The sequence below is a fragment of the Paenibacillus mobilis genome, from assembly GCF_058267595.1.
Genome location: NZ_JBZCMS010000002.1, coordinates 281,762 through 295,767 on the forward strand (window position 1 = coordinate 281,762; position 14,006 = coordinate 295,767).

Genomic DNA, 14,006 nt, shown 5'->3' on the forward strand with positions numbered 1-14,006 from the left:
TCCCTCCTAATCCCGCAGGTTTCTGCCGGTCAAGGTCAGAAAGACGGTTTCCAGGTTAGGAGCTTTTTCGTCGACCGAACGGATTTCGATGCCGTTTTGGATAAGCTGCTGGAGGATCGTGTTTAGGTTGTTGACCTCCGTTTTGGAATTCACCCGCAGCATCTGCTCCTGCTCATCGTCCAGCACCCGGGTGACGCCCGGTATTTGTCTGATGCGCTCGACATCCGGCTTCTGTTCCGACTTGTAGCCGATCCAAATGTCTTTGGTGTCCGTAATGCTCGATTCGAGCTGCTCTTTCGTCCCCTCGGCAATCACCTTGCCGTGGTCCACAATAGCGATGCGGGTGCAGAGCTCCTCGACCTCTTCCATGTAATGGCTCGTATAAATAATGGTGCTGCCCATTTGGTTCAGCTTGCGTACCGAATTAAGAATATAATTGCGCGATTGCGGATCGATTCCGACGGTCGGCTCATCCATGATGATCAGCTTCGGTTTATGCGCGATGGCGCAGGCAATGTTCAGGCGGCGTTTCATGCCGCCGGAGAAATTTTTCGGCAGATCCCTCGCCTTGTCGGCCAGACCGACAAACTCCAGCGCCTCCATCGTCCGTTCCTTAAGCTCGTTCCCGCGAAGTCCGTATAACCCCGCAAAAAAGTGAATATTCTCATATGCGGTCATCTCCTCATAAATCGCCAGATCCTGCGGAACGATGCCGATGTTCATTTTGGCGAATCTGTTATGTTTGGTGATGTCTTTCCCGAGCAGCAAAATTTCTCCTCTTGTAATGCGCAGCAGGGAAGAAATCATGTTAATCGTAGTGCTTTTCCCGGCCCCGTTCGCACCGAGGAATCCAAAGATTTCGCCTTCCCGGACTTTCAGGTTCATGTTGTCCACGGCGACGAAATCGCCGAATTTACGGGTCAGGTCCCGAATTTCAAGCACGTTCATTCCCAAATCACTCCTGTTTTTGTTATGCACTAATCATAAAGAAAAAGGACGCCCTTACGACAGTGCATAAGTTCATCCTTTGCTTATGAGAATTTTCACGACCTGGCTTCATGAGAAACTTCCCGGCCGCTCTCCAAAGGCAGCAGCGTGATGACGCTGAAGCCCTCCGAGCCGTCGATGATCACCGTTCCGCCCAGCGATGCGGCCCTTTCTTCCATGCCGATCATGCCCAGCCCTTTAACGATTTTGTCCGCCCCGATGCCGTCATCGGCAATCTGGACTTTAATCAGCCGGTTCAGCACCTGAATATGGATATGAACCTGGTCTGCTCCTGCGTATTTGATCGTATTGGTCACCGCTTCGGTGGCGTTGTCCTGGATCGCCTTCCACTGGATTGGCGAGATCAGGTCGAGATTCCCCTCGTGGGTCAGGGAAGCCGTCAGCGCCTGCTTGGCGGTCAGCTCGTCCACAAAAAGCCGGAGCCGGTTAAGGCCCAGCTCCTCGGATCTTGGCTTCATGTCTTTTAAGGTCAGACGGATCTGCTCCAACCCTTCCTTGGAAATGGTGATCGCATTCCCCAGCAGCTCGGCCGCCTTCCCGGGGTCGGCCGCAAGCAGCCGTTTGGCGGCCTCCATCTGAATTAGCGCCCCGGCCATCGAATGCCCGATTTCATCATGGATCCGCTGGGAAAGCCGGTTCCGCTCTTCCAGCTTGATGGTGTATTCCGACTGCCGGGCATATTCCCGGTTCTCGCTTAACGCCCGGGTCAGCCGCTGCAGGTCCGCGCTCAGCTCCTCATTCCGGCTGTTCTGCCGGCCGAGCTTTTCCCCGCCATGCCGGATCAGGCTGTAGGCGGTCCAGCTTACTCCTGCTGTAAGAATATACAAGGGCAGCAGCTCGTGCGGCATGAACCAGGCGGCAAGCAGGATCGGCACCAGCGAGATCCCCCTCGGACGGAAAGATTCCGCCGCTTCCGTCAGGCTTGCAGGAATCAGCAGCCCGAGCAGCGGCAGATCGAGCAGCCAGGCGCTAAGCGCAAGATAACAAACGGTAAGCAGCGCCGCAAGCTGTCTGTTTCTGTTGTTCCTGAACACGAGCACTCCAAAGATGGAGCAAACATAAAGCAAATAAGTTAACACCGGCCAACTGCCGGTCCGGTTTTGCAGGAAATACGACTCCCATATGACATAAACGAGCAGCAGCAGCTTGCTGACGATGCTCCAGACTTCCAGCATCATTTTATGGCTATTCATCTTGGTTCAACACTTCTCCGGTCAGAAAATAGATGGCGATTTGCGTCCGGTGCGCAAGTCCCGTTTTGTTTAAAATCGACGTAATATGATTGGCGACGGTTCCTTCGGACAGAAAAAGCTTTTTGGCGATGCCTTTATTGGACAGCCCTTTGGCGATCTGGGTCATTACCTCGATTTCCCGTTCGGTGAAGGGGCTGAGGTCCAGACTCCCGTGCAGGGCCGAATCAGCGCTTGGACCGTCCTGAACCCCCGCAGCACCCCCGCTGCCTTCCGTTCGGCCTCCCTGTTCTGCTTCGGTCCGGCTGCTCTCGCTCCCCGTTTCCGAGCCCGTCCGGCCCGGTTCCTGAAGCCCGGTTTTGAGCCTGTCGAGGACAACGCCCTGCAGCACGTGGTGATTGTGGTAAACGCTTTTAATCGCGTCGCGGATTTGCTCCGGATCGTTGTTTTTGAGCAGATAACCGCGGGCGCCGGCCTGAATGGCATCGACGATAAACTCGTCGTCGTCAAACGTCGTTAAGATCAAAGGTTTGGCTGTCCCTTCGGACGTAATGATCCGGGTGGCCTCCACCCCGGTCATATTCGGCATGCGGATATCCAGCAGCGCGACGTCGACCTCGTGCTCCCGGCAAAATGCTACGGCTTCCGCCCCGTCCTGCACGGTGCCCGTCACTTCAAATTCCTCGAAGCTGGACAGGATGATTTTCATCCCTTCCCGGATAAAAGAATTGTCGTCCGCAATCATGACCTTAATTTTCATTCCCAGAACTCCTTATGCAGAAATAACGTCCCTTATGTAAAACCTCTCCAGCATGCTTATGTGGAATCTATTATAAGCTTTAAATCGTCAGCTTTGCTACGTTCTTCCTGTTGCAAACAGCAAAAAAGCCTAACCCTCACCTGAGTCAGGCTTACATCAGCCAATACGGGACTTTGTCCCGGCGCGCCGTTTTTCACACAATGCTGCTGCGGCTCTCGCCGATTCTCGGCTCATTGGGTCTGTTTTTGGCGAGCCGCAAAATCGCTTCGTATTGGGCTTTGGCGATTTTTCTTTTTCCTGCCGGCACGTTCAGGTTGTTCACGATGTCGGCCAGCTTTTCCAGTTCCTGATATTCATGGGCGGTCACACTGATTTTTTTGGCCAAGAAAATCCCTCCTTTTGCTATATCATATGGAAAGTGCACCTGATGGTGCATCACGATAAAGCTGTAAACCGCCCAAGTACAAACCCGTGCCGGGCTCCCCCGTGCATCCTCCGGCCGCGTCAATTCCCCGGCGGGTTTCCCGGCGGCTTCTCACTGGCAGACTCAGGGCCGGAAGACTTTGCTGCAGGGCCGGGCTGCGCGGATTGGGAGACTTCGGTTTGGGGCCGCGCGGTTTGGGGTGGCTCCGTCTGCGGCTGCTCCGTTTGAGGCTGCTCCGTCTGAGGTCGTGAGGCTTGGGGCTGAACCGGCTCCACCATGACGCTTGGATCCAGCGTCTGATCCATGCCCAAATCCTTGCGCTGGCGTTCCCGTATGTAAGACAGGCCTGCAAACCCGGCAATAAAGGCGGCGCTGACTTCGGCAAACAAATTGTGGCTGCCGGCCATCTCCACCGCCGTTTTGGCAAGGACGCCGGTGCCGATGCCGATCAGAATATCGCCCATTAAACCAAGCTCCAGGTAAACCCGTTTGCTTCCATACTGCTCTTCCCGCAAACCCAAAATGAACAAGAGGAGGTCAACGGGACCTAACAGCACATAAACCAATATTCTTTTAGGAAGGTTTCCCCACTTCAGCTGATATTCCAGACAGTTCGAGAACCAGCTGCTCCGTTCATAGGGAATGACAAACAAAGGAAACTGAATAACTCCGTTTTTGGAATAGTGACCGATAAGCGCACCAAGCAGACTGATTAGGATTGATAACCGGAATGTGTTCCAAAATTCCGACCAACTGACGGCTGCATCCATTTGGCTTCGGCTCCTTGCTTTAGACTGGCGACAGAAAAACTGTACGTTAACCAGCATATTCCCCCAGGACCTGAAAAAGAATCGGGCAAAAAGGAAATAGAAAAAAAGGCTGCCGGTTCTCCGGAGCCTTTATGCCCATTTACCAAATACCATGACGTAAGGCCGTCTTCAGACGGAATCTATCTACAATTATGCTGATCTATGTAAAGCTATGCTCATTTTTTGCTTGTGAATCTAGTATGGATCCCCGAAACGACCGCCGGAATTTCTTCAGCCGGAACCGGTCTGCTCAGCAAATATCCCTGGGCCTGGTGACATCCGAAATCCCTGAGCATTTCAAGCTGCCCCGTTTCCTCGATCCCCTCGGCCACCACCGTCATATCCAGATTTTGCCCCATGTTGATGATCGTCTTCAGCAGGATTGCATCCTGCTCATTTTCTGTGCAGTTGCGGATAAAGGAGCTGTCCACCTTCAGGATATCGAGAGGCAGCGACTTCAGATAAGTCAAAGAGCTGTACCCTTTGCCGAAATCGTCCAGCGAGGTATGAACGCCGAGATCTTTCAGCTGATTCAGCGTGTCCGCCGCATATTTCATCTCCAGCATCATGCTTTCCGTAATTTCAAGCTCCAGATATTCGGCGGCAAGCCCGGATTTGGCAAGCGCCTGCTCCACAGTCTGGACGATGCCCCCATGTTTGAACTGGCGCGGCGAAAGATTGACCGACATTTTAAAAGGTTTTTCACCCGCCAGCTGCCAAGCCTTGTTTTGATGGCAGGCCGTTTCCAGCACCCATTCCCCGATAGGCACGATCAGTCCGCTTTCTTCCGCAAGCGGGATAAACTGGCTCGGCGGAATAAGCCCGCAATCGGGATGATTCCAGCGCAGCAGCGCCTCGACGCCGGTCACTTCGCCGGAATCGATGTCTACTTTGGGCTGGTAATGCAGCACAAATTCGTTTCGCTCTAGCGCTTTCCGCAGCTCCTGCTCCAGCAGCAGCGAAACCCCGTTGTCCATTTTACGGCTGTAAAACCGGTAGCTGTTTTTCCCGTCCTCCTTGGCATAATAAGTTGCCGTGGAAGCATTGTTCAGGAGCTTGTCCACGTCTTCCCCGTCCTCGGGACTAAGTGTGATCCCAATGCTCGGCGTAATGGAAATCTCCATCTGCTTGACGACAAAAGGAAGCTGGAACTGCTCCAGAATCCGTTCCGCGATCTGCCGGACCTGCTGTTTGTTCACGTCCTGCAGCAGAATCAGAAACCGGTCGCCCGTCCAGCGGAAGACCGGATCCTCCTGTCGAATAATGGAAGTCAGACGCTGGGAAACGGCTACGAGAAAATCATCCCCGCGGTCGTAACCGGCATAATGATTGACGATGCCGAAACGGTCCAAATCCAGCAGCACAATGGCGATGGAGCTGCCGTTGGAAGGCATCCCCTGCAAACCGCTCCAAACTTCCTTAAATTTCGTCAGGTTCGGGAGGCCGGTAAGGCTGTCGTAATAGGTAAGCTGGCGGATCTGGCGCATGAGCGCCTCTTCATGAATCCGTTCCGGCGTGGAAGGCCGGCCCATCGCCAAAATGCCGATCCGCTGCCCGTCATGATCCACCGGAGCGATCGTCATCTCCAATCCCAGCTCCCTGCCGTGGAGATTCCGGAGGTAGACGTTTGTCCTTTTCAGCTGATGCAGCATCTGTACCCCAAAAAACCGGCCGAACGGTCGGCCGATAAAATAATCCTCCGGATAACCGGAGAGCGCAAGCAGCGTATCGTTTACCTTCGCAATTACGCCGTCGTTGTCCATCCAGATCACGGCATCCGTTGAATATTTGGCCAGAGTGTTTAATATTTCCGCTTCCGCAGAATGATTCCTACTGCATGGCGTCATGGAATGTCCCCCTATTCGTTAATTAAATGAAGCCCGCAAAGATAACCGTCCTCCTTATCCCCGCGGATCCAGGAAATACGCCCTTGTATAAAGGAGTCCATTTCGAGGGCCGGCAAATCAAACGAGATGATTTCACCCTGATGGAATGGAACGGATGTCCAAAAACGCATTCCTTCTTCACTTACTTCTTCGATAATGATCTTGACTTTCTCATAAATGCCGTTTTCACCCTCCATACGATCGATTTCAATCGCAAGCGGCGGTATTTTCGAGCGTTCAAATTTTCTTCTTTCCTCCATGCTGCGCCTCTTTCCTTTATCCCTGCTATCCCGTAAATCCTTCTATTTAGTTGCAAAAAGCAGCTGCCCGCATTAAATGCCTATACTAAAGAAATCGGCATTTTATAGGACTTTTGTAACACTTTATTAAAACTCCTTTCATGAAAAAGTTCTTTTTACCAAATTCTGAAACCCTCTAGTTCGGGAGACCCGGGAGCAAGAAAAAAATCCAGCCCGCATGAGGACTGGATATCCCTGTTTCCCCGCCTGAACAGGCGGCTTAAAACAAAATCAGCGTTTGGACAGCCAAGCCCGATCATGGCTCCAGGAAACCCCGACAGGCAGCTCAAAAAATTCGGACAACACCTCGCTGCTCATCATGTCCCGGGTGAGCCCCTGCCCGTAGACCTGCCCTCTTCGCAGGAGGAGCGTGTGGCTGAAGGCCGGCAAGATTTCTTCCGTATGATGGGTGACGAACATCAGATGTGGCGCATCCGGGCCCTGAGCCAGCTGCTCGATGCTTTCCAGCAGTCCTTCTTTGGAAATGAAGTCCAGCCCGTTGCAGGCTTCGTCCAGAATGAGCAGTTTAGGCGAAGCCATGAGCGCCCGGGCGATCAACAGCTTCTGTTTTTCCCCCTGGGAGCAGGTCTGGTAAGTCCGGTCCAGCAAATGACCGCAGCGCAGCTGCTCCATCAGTTTTTTCGCTCGCTCATAATCCTCTTCCGACGTCTTCTCATAAAGTCCAAACGATGCATATTTCCCGCTGACCACCAGGTCCTGGGCTTTCTCCGTGCCGTAAACCTTCTCCTCGAGCGAGGAGCTTACCCAGCCGATCGAGCGGCGCAGCTCCCGGACATCGATTTCCCCCAGCTTATGGCCCAGAACATGCACTTCGCCTTCCGAAGGCCAGAGGTAGCCGCTGAGCATGTTCAGAATGGTTGTTTTTCCGGAACCGTTCAGGCCAAATACCGCCCAGTTTTCGCCTTCCTTAACGGTCCAATTGATATCGTCCAGAACGGTTTTGCCGTCACGGCGCCAGGATACATGTTTGAGTTCGATGATATTGCCCATGCTTCTCCTCCTTAACATCCTTTGGTGTTGTTCAGTGCCGCCGCTTCACTGTAAACCAGCAAGCTGCCATGCACACTAATAGTAACAAACTTACGCCCGCTCAGGCGGGCTTGTCAAGAATGAGGATAAGGAAGAGGGTTGAGTAAATCGTTTTGCTGTATTCCAGCGTCTCCTCCTGCTGCCCCTAGCGGGTTTCCGTCTTCCCGTAAAATCCGTGGAAATCCATTCACCCGGTTTCAAGCAGGCCGTTTTCCGTGGCCGTTTCCTTGGCTCCGATCTCCTCTTCCCCCCGCTGTAAAGCGGTGTTTGACTTCAATGCCCTCCGATTAATTTTTCGACCGCGATGCGGCACCCTTCATGACGCTGCTCGAGCAGCGGTTCGCATAAAGCGGATATTGGGGCGGCACCCGGCTCGACATAGTAACCCAGAATATGAACCCTGCGGCCGCGGTCAAAATCGAAGGCTGAAATTTCTATGCCCGGAATGACCTCCAATCCCCTCGTTTTTCCCTGCTCCATCATTTGGTCCAGACCAAAGGTAGTATCGTGATTCGTAACGGCCAGATAGCGCACCTGTTCCCGAAGCGCCAGCTCCGCCGTTTCTTCAAATGCCATGTAATTTTCTTGTAAAACTTGATTAATCCCGGAAAAACAAAACGACCGCTTCTTAATCGAAGCAGCCATTAAAATTTATAAAAAGCTCTGTTCCGGGCCGTCAACTGACCCGCGGCTCTATGAAAAAACGCTTTAAAGCATGCTTTCCCTGTTCCGGCCGGACATTTCCCTTTAAACTTAAGAGATTGAAAAACGAGGGGAGGCTGTAAGCATAAACATGTTAACTTCTGAAGACTGGGAGCAGGTTAAAACGCTGCAAAAGGAAGTGGAGCAGGCGGACGGCATTTCGCTCAAGCTGAACTGGGAGATGCTGCGCGCCCGCAAAGCGGAGGATCCTTACGATTTCGTTTACCGCGAGAATGGAAAAATAACCGCTTTTCTCGGCTTGTACGACTTTGCCTCCAAACTGGAGCTTTGCGGCATGGTCGCCCCGTCCTGCCGGCGAAAAGGCCTCTTCCGCTCGCTGCTGGCGGAGGCGCTCCCGCCGGAACGCGCGGCAGGGTACAAGGAAATTCTGCTTAATATTCCGGCCGCTTCTGCCTCCGGAAAGGGATTTGCGGAACGGCTTGGCCTTAAGGTTGCTTTGACCGAATATCAAATGAGGTTTAACCCGGAGGTGATCGGCCGTTTGGCGCCGCCCCCTCTCGCGGTTTCGCTCCGAAAAGCGCAGTTGTCCGACAGCGGCTACCTGAACCGGCTCGACATGCAGGGATTTGGCCTGACGGAGGAGGAAGCAGGCCAGCTGAACGACGAATCCTTAAAGCAAAACGAAGCAGACGACGCGGACGCCGTTATGTATGTCATTGAGCATGACGGGCACGATGCGGGAAAAATCCGCGTCCATGACGGCCCGCAAGAATGCTGGATATACGGATTTGTCATAGACCCCGCCTATCGCGGGCAAGGGATCGGGCGCTCCGTGCTGATGAAAATGGTGCATGAAGCGCAGGCCAAAGGCAGCGGTTTATTCCTGGAGGTGGCGCTGGAAAATGAACGGGCCCTGCAGCTCTATCAGTCCTGCGGCTTTGAACAAATCCAGGTTCAGGACTATTACAGCTGGCGGCCATGATTTAACCCTTAATACGAGCACGGTTGAAAAATAGAACGGGATCTTCTGGCATCAAGCCCTTGAAATGAGGTACAATATAAGGTAATTGATCAAACCATCGGCTCCGCTGCATACGCAGGCGGAGCCGATGGTTTGTAGCTGGAAGGATGGAATGAAAAACATGTACATGGCAACAGACTGGAAAGATTACGAACTGATCGATACGGGAGCCGGGGACAAGCTCGAGCGCTGGGGAGACGTTATCCTCCGCAGACCCGATCCGCAAATCATATGGCCGATCGAGAACGAAACCGGCGAGTGGAAAAACCTGCACGGTCACTACCACCGCAGCTCTTCCGGCGGCGGCAGCTGGGATATGAAGAAACCGCTCCCGGACAAATGGACAATTTCCTATAATCATCTCAAGTTTTATATTAAACCGACCAGCTTTAAACATACGGGACTGTTCCCTGAGCAGGCCGCCAACTGGTCCTGGATGATGGATAAAATCAAAGGGGCGGGACGTCCAATCTCCGTACTGAACCTGTTCGCTTATACCGGCGGGGCATCCGTTGCCGCGGCATCTGCCGGCGCTTCGGTCGTACACGTCGACGCCGCAAAAGGCATGGTGCAGTGGGCGAAAGAAAACCTGCAGCTGTCCGGCCTTAGCGACCGGCCCGTCCGGTTCATTACCGACGACGTGTTCAAATTCGTGCAGCGCGAGCAGCGCAGAGGCAACAAATACGACGCGATCATCATGGACCCGCCTTCTTACGGCAGAGGACCCGGCGGCGAGATGTGGAAGCTGGAGCAAAGCTTGTACCCGTTCCTGGAATCCTGCCTCAGCATCTTGTCGGACAAGCCGCTTTTCTTCCTGATTAACTCGTACACGACCGGGATTTCCCCTACCGTGCTGCACAACATGCTGTCCATGACCGTTCAGCGCCGCTACGGCGGGCGCATCTCGGCCGGCGAGCTTGGCCTGCCGATCACCCGTTCCGGCCTCACCCTGCCCTGCGGCATTTTGGGACGCTGGGAGGAATAAACATGTCCGAACCGCTAGCCCGCACATGGAGCACGCCTTCCATGACGATTCTATTTGAGGATAATCACCTGCTCGGCGTCGAGAAACCGGTGAACGTGCCGGTGCAGGAGGATGCCAGCGGCGATCCGGATATGCTGACTTTGCTGAAGGAAGACTTGAAGGAGCGCTACAACAAACCCGGCAACGTTTATTTGGGGCTGGTTCACCGGCTGGACCGCCCGGTCGGCGGGGCCATGATTTTCGCCAAAACGTCCAAAGCCGCTTCGCGTCTGTCGGAAGCGGTGCGCAGCCGCCAATTTGAGAAGACTTACCTTGCCGTTGTTCACGGCGTGCCTTCCGTCCGGTCAGGACGGCTGACGCATTATTTGCTGAAGGACGAACGGACCAACACCGTTTCCGTCGTTCCCAAAGGCACAAATGGTTCCAAAGAAGCGATTCTGGAATACAGCGTGATTGGCAATCCGGTGGACGGCTTATCCCTGGTGAGAGTGGAACTGCACACCGGCCGGCCTCATCAGATCCGCGTCCAGTTCAGCCATACGGGCACTCCGCTGTACGGGGACCAGAAATACGGGGCCCGCGTCAACAAAGCGGGGCAGCAGATTGCTTTGTGGTCTGCGTTTGCGGGTTTTCCGCATCCCGTGACCAAAGAGCTGGTCAAGCTTGTGTCCACTCCGCCGGAGCAGCAGCCTTGGTCCCATTGGACCCGGGAAATCGGGCAGCTCCGTTTCTAACAGCTTGCTGTTCCTCTTTAATTAAAAAGGGCTGATTCGCCGAGGCATCCTGCAATGCCGTCCTGCGAATCAGCCCTTTTTGGGTTACGGATCCGATTTGAAATGGGATCGCTATATTTATTAAATCGTATTATACGGCCGTGATTTTCCCCAGAAGAAACAACAGCAGCTGCTGGTTATGCGTCGAAATCCGGTCCAGCATATGGCCCAGAAATTCAGTGCGCACCTCGCGTCCCCGTTCGGCCTGTTCTTTTCCTTTTTCCGTAATGGAAATCCATACGATTCTGCGGTCGTTTTCATCCCGCTCGCGGGAAATCAGCCCGCTTTTCTCCATCCGGTCAAGCAGCATCGTTACCGCGGCAGGTGTGGTAGCCAAAAACGGAATCATATCCGAAGGTTTCATTTTCGGCTGGTCTCCCAGCAGCTCCAGAACGGTTAACTGCGATTCCGTCAGGGATGGCGACAGCTCGTTTTCCATATGGGACTGATAGTCTTTGGACAATTTCGACCAAAGCTTGGCAAATTCTTCTGTGTACACTAATGATCCCTCCAATAATCAGCATTCCTATTCTTTCACTGCCTTAACCTTCTCCGCCCGGCTTTTGTATTCCTTCTTCACCGCAGCAGACGACAAAAGAAGAACTTTTCCTTCAGGCGTTTTCAGCCGATCCGTCAGGAAAAGTTCTCTTTCGTCAATCTTATGTGTGAGCTTCAGGCTTCCGAAGATGCCCCGTAATGAGGGAGCTGCAGCAGGTCCATGATCGAGTCGTTTTTCTCCAGGCTGACCACGGCCTTCCCGATCGATTTACGGTCGGCAAGCGGCGTCTGCTCGGACGAAAACGTAAAGGATTGTCCTTCGCGCGTAACGGCGGTAAGCTCAAGCGGTTCTTTGGTCCAATAGGCTCCGATGATTGCAGTACCGTTTGGTTTTACGCGTTTGCCTTCCTTGAATTCAAAGGTTTGAATACCTTTGCCGCCGCGGCTTTGGGTCGGATAATCGAGCAGCAGCGAACGTTTGGCGTAGCCCAAGTCGCTGATGACCATGATTTCGCCTTCGTCGCCGCTCAGCCAAACCGAAGCCGCAACCTCGTCTTCATCGCGCAGCTGGATGCCGCGAACGCCGGCCGCTACCCGGCCCATCGTTCCGACTTCCTGCTCGTTAAACCGGATCGCCATACCCTGCTTGGTAACCAGCATAAGATCCTGATCGCTTTTGCTTGTCGCAACCGAAATAATTTCATCGTCAGCTCCGACCTTGCAGGCAGCAACGGCGGAAGACCGTTTGGTCTCGTATTCGCTAAGCGCCGTCCGCTTGATCTGCCCGCGTTTGGTTACGAACACCAGGCTAAGCTCCGGCTGGTCAAAATGCCTTACGGGGATGACGCTGACAATCCGGTCTTCCTTGGTCAGCGGAATAACGTTTACGATCGCCGTGCCGTTATCCTTCCATTTGAACTCCGGAACCTGATGCACCGGCAGCAGGAAATATTGGCCGCGCTGCGTGAAGATCAGCAAATTCTCCAGCGTGTTCACGCTTTGAATATATTTGATATAGTCGCCTTCCTTGACGCCGGCGCTGCCAATCTCGCCGCCGGAACGGGTATACGACAGCATGCTGGTCCGCTTGATATAACCTTCGCCGGACAAAGTTACCAGTACGTCTTCCTGGGTGACCATCACTTCGAGGTTTACCTTCAGCTCCTCGACTTCGCCCTGGATGACGGAACGGCGGTCGATCCCGTATTTGTCGCGGATTTCGACCAGTTCTTTTTTGATCACCGAAACGAGCTTTTTATCGCTGTTCAGAATCGCTTCGAGCGAAGCGATTTTCTTCTGCGTTTCATCCAGCTCCTTCTGGAGCTGCGTGATCTCCAGATTGGTCAACCGATACAGTTGGAGCGTCAGGATCGAATCCGCCTGACGTTCGGAGAACCCGAACATCCACTGCAGATTGTTTTGCGCATCCTGGCGGTTTTTCGAAGCTTTGATGGCCTCAATCACTTCGTCCAGAATGTTAAGCGCTTTGACGAGGCCTTCGAGTACATGGGCCCGGTCCTGCGCTTTCTCCAGCTCGAATTGGGTCCGGTGCGTCACAACCTCCCGCTGGTGGGCGATATATGACTGCAAAATCTCGCGCACCCCTAGCTGGCGCGGCGCTTTATTAACGATAGCAACCATATTGAAGTTGTACGTCACCTGGAGATCCGTTTTCTTGAGCAGGTAAGCCAAAATGCCGTTTGCATCCGCATCTTTCTTTAACTCGACAACGATCCGCAGACCGGCACGGCCGCTTTCATCGCGGACCTCGGCAATCCCTTCCACTTTTTTCTCCAGCCGGATGTTCTCCATGGCCGTTACAAGGCGGGATTTAACCACCTGATAAGGGATTTCGGTAATGATGATCTGCTGTTTGCCGCCCCGGACCGCCTCGATTTCCGTTTTGGAGCGGATATAAATCCGGCCTTTGCCCGTTTCATAAGCTTCGCGGATGCCTTCTTCCCCCATGATGATGCCGCCGGTCGGAAAATCCGGGCCTTTGATGATCTGCATCAGCTGCTCCAGCGTAGTGTCGGGCTTCTCCATCAGCTCGATGCAGGCATCGATCGTTTCGCGGAGATTGTGCGTCGGAATTTCCGTGGCAAAACCGGATGAAATACCGCTTACGCCGTTAACGAGCAGATTTGGAAAACGGGCCGGAAGCACCACGGGCTCTTTCGCCGTGTTATCGAAATTGTCCTTGAACAGCACCGTACGTTTCTCGATGTCACGAAGCAGTTCAAGCGCAATCGGCGAAAGCCGCGCTTCCGTATACCGCATGGCCGCAGGCGGATCATCGTCCTGGGAACCCCAGTTGCCGTGCCCGTCCACCAGGACGTGCGCCATTTTCCATGGCTGCGCCATGCGGACCATCCCGTCGTAAATGGAGGAGTCGCCGTGAGGATGGTAGTTACCCATAACGTCCCCTACGGTTTTAGCCGATTTCCGGTACGGCTTGTCCGGCGTATTGCCCGAATCGTACATGGCGTACAAAATTCGGCGCTGTACCGGCTTAAGCCCGTCCCTTACATCCGGAATCGCCCGGTCTTGAATAATATATTTGGAATATCTGCCGAAACGATCGCCTACGACCTCTTCCAGAAAGGCCGGCAGAAAATTTTCAAGCGTTCCCATGCCCAT

General features: G+C 53.7%; 14 protein-coding genes. 3 read left to right on the forward strand and 11 right to left on the reverse strand.

Features of this window, described 5'->3' with window-relative positions; genetic code table 11:
* Nucleotides 1-6: 6 nt before the first annotated feature.
* From AC3ZPD_RS04495 to AC3ZPD_RS04535, 9 genes are all read right to left on the reverse strand, one after another.
* Nucleotides 7-948 (reverse strand): ABC transporter ATP-binding protein, encoded by a 942-nt coding sequence (locus AC3ZPD_RS04495; RefSeq protein ID WP_490983071.1) that lies wholly within the window; start codon nucleotides 946-948, stop codon nucleotides 7-9.
* Nucleotides 949-1,043: 95 nt separating this feature from the next.
* On the reverse strand, nucleotides 1,044-2,201 hold the full coding sequence (locus AC3ZPD_RS04500; RefSeq protein ID WP_490983072.1) for a sensor histidine kinase: 1,158 nt from the start codon (nucleotides 2,199-2,201) through the stop codon (nucleotides 1,044-1,046).
* A complete protein-coding gene (locus AC3ZPD_RS04505) occupies nucleotides 2,194-2,958 on the reverse strand; it encodes a response regulator (protein WP_490983073.1) in 765 nt (254 codons plus the stop codon). The genes AC3ZPD_RS04500 and AC3ZPD_RS04505 overlap by 8 nt, the downstream gene beginning before the upstream one ends.
* 193 nt (nucleotides 2,959-3,151) lie before the next feature.
* The gene (locus AC3ZPD_RS04510) at nucleotides 3,152-3,343 is read right to left on the reverse strand and encodes a hypothetical protein (RefSeq protein WP_490983074.1); all 192 of its coding nucleotides are present in this window, start codon (nucleotides 3,341-3,343) and stop codon (nucleotides 3,152-3,154) included.
* A gap of 119 nt (nucleotides 3,344-3,462) precedes the next feature.
* Nucleotides 3,463-4,152, reverse strand: a complete 690-nt coding sequence (locus AC3ZPD_RS04515) for a hypothetical protein (protein ID WP_490983075.1) — start codon at nucleotides 4,150-4,152, stop codon at nucleotides 3,463-3,465.
* Between the two features lie 215 nt (nucleotides 4,153-4,367).
* Entirely contained in the window at nucleotides 4,368-6,038 is a 1,671-nt protein-coding gene (locus AC3ZPD_RS04520) for a putative bifunctional diguanylate cyclase/phosphodiesterase (RefSeq protein ID WP_490983076.1), read from the reverse strand.
* 11 nt (nucleotides 6,039-6,049) lie between these two features.
* Nucleotides 6,050-6,337 carry a PilZ domain-containing protein gene (locus AC3ZPD_RS04525; protein ID WP_490983077.1) on the reverse strand — a complete coding sequence of 96 codons (288 nt, stop codon included), beginning with the start codon at nucleotides 6,335-6,337 and terminating at the stop codon, nucleotides 6,050-6,052.
* Nucleotides 6,338-6,607: 270 nt separating this feature from the next.
* The gene (locus tag AC3ZPD_RS04530) at nucleotides 6,608-7,387 is read right to left on the reverse strand and encodes an ABC transporter ATP-binding protein (RefSeq protein ID WP_490983078.1); all 780 of its coding nucleotides are present in this window, start codon (nucleotides 7,385-7,387) and stop codon (nucleotides 6,608-6,610) included.
* Nucleotides 7,388-7,699: 312 nt separating this feature from the next.
* A complete protein-coding gene (locus AC3ZPD_RS04535) occupies nucleotides 7,700-8,002 on the reverse strand; it encodes a PHP domain-containing protein (protein ID WP_490983079.1) in 303 nt (100 codons plus the stop codon).
* Nucleotides 8,003-8,219: 217 nt separating this feature from the next.
* Here AC3ZPD_RS04535 and AC3ZPD_RS04540 point away from each other — a divergent pair, with 217 nt between their 5' ends.
* The 3 genes from AC3ZPD_RS04540 (at nucleotide 8,220) to AC3ZPD_RS04550 (ending at nucleotide 10,829) form a co-directional block, all read left to right on the forward strand.
* A complete protein-coding gene (locus tag AC3ZPD_RS04540) occupies nucleotides 8,220-9,071 on the forward strand; it encodes a GNAT family N-acetyltransferase (RefSeq protein ID WP_490983080.1) in 852 nt (283 codons plus the stop codon).
* 160 nt (nucleotides 9,072-9,231) lie between these two features.
* Nucleotides 9,232-10,095 (forward strand): class I SAM-dependent methyltransferase, encoded by an 864-nt coding sequence (locus AC3ZPD_RS04545; RefSeq protein WP_490983081.1) that lies wholly within the window; start codon nucleotides 9,232-9,234, stop codon nucleotides 10,093-10,095.
* 2 nt (nucleotides 10,096-10,097) lie between these two features.
* On the forward strand, nucleotides 10,098-10,829 hold the full coding sequence (locus AC3ZPD_RS04550) for an RluA family pseudouridine synthase (protein WP_490983082.1): 732 nt from the start codon (nucleotides 10,098-10,100) through the stop codon (nucleotides 10,827-10,829).
* A gap of 130 nt (nucleotides 10,830-10,959) precedes the next feature.
* Here the strand turns inward: AC3ZPD_RS04550 and AC3ZPD_RS04555 are convergent, their stop codons facing one another.
* Together AC3ZPD_RS04555 and gyrA are read right to left on the reverse strand one after the other, a co-directional pair.
* A complete protein-coding gene (locus AC3ZPD_RS04555) occupies nucleotides 10,960-11,367 on the reverse strand; it encodes a MarR family winged helix-turn-helix transcriptional regulator (protein WP_490983083.1) in 408 nt (135 codons plus the stop codon).
* A gap of 173 nt (nucleotides 11,368-11,540) precedes the next feature.
* On the reverse strand, nucleotides 11,541-14,000 hold the full coding sequence (gene gyrA / locus AC3ZPD_RS04560) for a DNA gyrase subunit A (protein ID WP_490983084.1): 2,460 nt from the start codon (nucleotides 13,998-14,000) through the stop codon (nucleotides 11,541-11,543).
* Nucleotides 14,001-14,006 lie beyond the last annotated feature (6 nt).

Coding starts and splice junctions, on each gene's coding strand:
- AC3ZPD_RS04495 (WP_490983071.1), bottom strand. CDS start 948: ATGAACGTGCTTGAAATTCGGGACCTGACCCGTAAATTCGGCGATTTC.
- AC3ZPD_RS04500 (WP_490983072.1), bottom strand. CDS start 2,201: ATGAATAGCCATAAAATGATGCTGGAAGTCTGGAGCATCGTCAGCAAG.
- AC3ZPD_RS04505 (WP_490983073.1), bottom strand. CDS start 2,958: ATGAAAATTAAGGTCATGATTGCGGACGACAATTCTTTTATCCGGGAA.
- AC3ZPD_RS04515 (WP_490983075.1), bottom strand. CDS start 4,152: ATGGATGCAGCCGTCAGTTGGTCGGAATTTTGGAACACATTCCGGTTA.
- AC3ZPD_RS04520 (WP_490983076.1), bottom strand. CDS start 6,038: ATGACGCCATGCAGTAGGAATCATTCTGCGGAAGCGGAAATATTAAAC.
- AC3ZPD_RS04525 (WP_490983077.1), bottom strand. CDS start 6,337: ATGGAGGAAAGAAGAAAATTTGAACGCTCGAAAATACCGCCGCTTGCG.
- AC3ZPD_RS04530 (WP_490983078.1), bottom strand. CDS start 7,387: ATGGGCAATATCATCGAACTCAAACATGTATCCTGGCGCCGTGACGGC.
- AC3ZPD_RS04535 (WP_490983079.1), bottom strand. CDS start 8,002: ATGGCATTTGAAGAAACGGCGGAGCTGGCGCTTCGGGAACAGGTGCGC.
- AC3ZPD_RS04540 (WP_490983080.1), top strand. CDS start 8,220: ATGTTAACTTCTGAAGACTGGGAGCAGGTTAAAACGCTGCAAAAGGAA.
- AC3ZPD_RS04545 (WP_490983081.1), top strand. CDS start 9,232: ATGTACATGGCAACAGACTGGAAAGATTACGAACTGATCGATACGGGA.
- AC3ZPD_RS04550 (WP_490983082.1), top strand. CDS start 10,098: ATGTCCGAACCGCTAGCCCGCACATGGAGCACGCCTTCCATGACGATT.
- gyrA (WP_490983084.1), bottom strand. CDS start 14,000: ATGGGAACGCTTGAAAATTTTCTGCCGGCCTTTCTGGAAGAGGTCGTA.